Source organism: Streptomyces sp. SID14478, assembly GCF_010548525.1.
In the GTDB taxonomy this organism is placed as follows: domain Bacteria; phylum Actinomycetota; class Actinomycetes; order Streptomycetales; family Streptomycetaceae; genus Streptomyces.
The window spans coordinates 1-2,926 of sequence record NZ_JAAGMG010001047.1 but is presented as its reverse complement, the minus strand read 5'-3'; the positions used below and the strand labels follow the sequence as shown (position 1 = coordinate 2,926).

General features: G+C 69.2%; 2 protein-coding genes and 1 pseudogene. 1 reads left to right on the top strand and 2 read right to left on the bottom strand.

Annotated features, from left to right (window positions below; genetic code table 11):
- A pseudogene (locus G3I40_RS33835) lies at positions 1-180 on the bottom strand (hypothetical protein); the annotation flags it as partial.
- A 256-nt stretch (positions 181-436) separates the two neighbouring features.
- Here G3I40_RS33835 and gcl point away from each other — a divergent pair.
- Complete coding sequence (gene gcl / locus G3I40_RS33830) at positions 437-2,215, top strand: glyoxylate carboligase (protein ID WP_164558662.1); 1,779 nt, start codon at positions 437-439, stop codon at positions 2,213-2,215.
- 88 nt (positions 2,216-2,303) lie between these two features.
- Here the strand turns inward: gcl and G3I40_RS33825 are convergent.
- Positions 2,304-2,926 (bottom strand): zinc ribbon domain-containing protein (locus G3I40_RS33825; RefSeq protein WP_164558661.1); only part of this gene is annotated, 623 nt, incomplete at its 5' end.

The following is a 2,926-nucleotide window of genomic DNA, read 5'->3' as shown; positions in this document are numbered from 1 at the left end:
CAGCGGGCAGCGCAGGGTCACCCAGTCGTCGGCCCAGGTGCGCGCGCTGACCGGCTCGGGGGCGGCGTCGCGCAGCAGCGGGGGAGCGACGGGGGCGCCGCAGGCGCAGGGCATCGCCGGGGGGCGGTAGAGGTGCTCGCGCAGACAGGCAGGGCACCGTACGCGCACCGGTTCGGCCATGGCACACCCCCTCGGGCGCTGCTGACGGATCGACGTGAGTCTCATCATCCACCTTGACGGCCTCCGAGACCCCCCTCTACATTGCTTCCATATAGCAGAACCTAGTTTCCGCATCATGGAATTCCGAGAGGAAGGCCGGAGCGGGAACCTGGACGGAATTCAGAGCTCGCCGCGGGGCGCGACGGGAGCGCGAATCCGACAGACCGGACACAGACGTACCCAGTCACAGCAGAAGTCGGGAGCACTCATGGCTCGAATGACCGCCGCCCGCGCGGCCGTTGAGATCCTCAAGCGCGAGGGCGTCAACAACGCGTTCGGCGTGCCCGGTGCCGCCATCAACCCCTTCTACAAGGAGCTCAAGGCGAGCGGGGGCATCGACCACACGCTCGCCCGCCACGTCGAGGGCGCCTCGCACATGGCCGAGGGCTACACGCGGGCGAACCCGGGCAACATCGGTGTCTGCATCGGCACCTCGGGCCCGGCAGGCACGGACATGATCACCGGCCTGTACTCCGCCATCGGGGACTCCATCCCGATCCTGTGCATCACGGGCCAGGCGCCCACGCACCTGATCCACAAGGAGGACTTCCAGGCCGTCGACATCTCCTCGATCGCCAAGCCGGTCGCGAAGATGGCCGTCACCGTCCTGGAGGCCGCACAGGTCCCGGGCGTCTTCCAGCAGGCCTTCCACCTGATGCGCTCGGGCCGTCCCGGTCCGGTCCTCATCGACCTGCCGATCGACGTCCAGCAGACCGAGATCGAGTTCGACCCGGAGACGTACGAGCCGCTGCCGGTCTACAAGCCGGCCGCGACCCGCGCCCAGATCGAGAAGGCGATCCGGCTCCTCGTCGAGTCCGAGCGCCCGCTGATCATCGCGGGCGGCGGCATCATCAACGCGGACGCGAGCGACCTGCTCGTCGAGTTCGCGGAGATCACCAACACCCCCGTCGTGCCCACCCTGATGGGCTGGGGCACCATCCCCGACGACCACGACCTGAACGCGGGCATGGTCGGCCAGCAGACCGGCCACCGCTACGGCAACGCCACGTTCCTGGAGTCGGACTTCGTCCTCGGCATCGGCAACCGCTGGGCCAACCGGCACACCGGCTACAAGCTGGACGTGTACCGCGAGGGCCGCACGTTCGTCCACGTCGACATCGAGCCGACCCAGATCGGCAAGATCTTCGCCCCGGACTACGGGATCACCTCCGACGCCAAGGCCGCCCTGGAGCTGTTCGTCGAGGTCGCCAAGGAACTCAAGGCCGCGGGCAAGCTGCCCGACCGCAGCGCCTGGGTCGCCTCGCACCTGGAGCGCAAGGAGACCCTCCTGCGCCGCACGCACTTCGACAACATCCCCATGAAGCCGCAGCGCGTCTACGAGGAGATGAACAAGGCGTTCGGCAAGGACACGCGCTACGTGACGACCATCGGTCTGTCGCAGATCGCGGGCGCCCAGATGCTGCACGTCTACAAGCCGCGCCACTGGATCAACTGCGGCCAGGCCGGCCCGCTCGGCTGGACGATCCCGGCCGCGCTCGGCGTCGCCAAGGCCGACCCGGACACGCAGGTCGTCGCCCTGTCCGGCGACTACGACTTCCAGTTCATGATCGAGGAACTGGCGGTCGGCGCGCAGCACCGCATCCCGTACGTCCACGTCCTGGTGAACAACGCCTACCTGGGCCTGATCCGCCAGGCGCAGATCGGCCTCGACATCAACTTCCAGGTCAACCTGGAGTTCGAGAACCAGAACAGCCCGGAGCTCGGCGTCTACGGCGTCGACCACGTCAAGGTCGCCGAGGGCCTGGGCTGCAAGGCGATCCGGGTGACCGACCCGAACGAGTTGGGCGAGGCCCTGGAGCGCGCCAAGAAGCTCGCCCAGGACCACCAGGTCCCGGTCGTCGTCGAGGCGATCCTGGAGCGCATCACCAACATCTCGATGAGCCCCACGGCCGACATCAGCGCGGTCAAGGAGTTCGAGGAGATCGCGACGGAGCCCGGCCACGCGCCGACGTCGATCCGTCCGCTGAAGGTCTGACGACCCGCGCGCTCCGTACACAAGGAGCGGGACACGAGGGGCGGGCCACCGGTTCCACGAGAACCGGTGGCCCGCCCTTTCGCGCGCGTCACGCGCGTTGGAAGAACTCCACCTCCGCCAGGGCGATGTGCCGACCGCGCGTCAGACCCGCGGGAGCGTTCAGGGTGAGACGGATCGTCGTGACGTCGCTGATGCCGACCTGGAAGGTCTGCGAGCCGGCCTTGTCGCTGAGGGCGAACTCCTTGTGGCTGACCTCGCCGTCCTTGGACGTCACCTCGGCGTCCACCTGAAGGGCGCGCGCCTCACGGGCGTACTCCTCGGCGGACTTCGACGCCCCGTTGGTGATGATCAGGTCCACCAGGCGGAACGGCTTGCCGAACGTGTACGTGACGGAGGCGCCGGGGCCGGACACCGCCCAGTACCGGTTGCTCAGGCCGTCGACGCTGTCGTCCGCCGGATGCCCGGCCAGCTGCGCGGTGGCCGTGACGCCCGACGGGGTCACCGCCTTCGCCTTGCCGAGCTTGTCCCGGGTGTCCTCGATGAGGTGGCGTCCGGCGGGCAGCAGCAGGAAACCGGCCGCGCACAGGGCGAGCACCACGGCGAGCACGACCAGCGTCCGCGTCAGCCGGCCCGAGCCCGCCCGGGTGCGCCTGCGGAAGGGCCACACCGTGCGCCACCACGGCAGCGGGGCGGCCGCGACCGTTGCGGTCA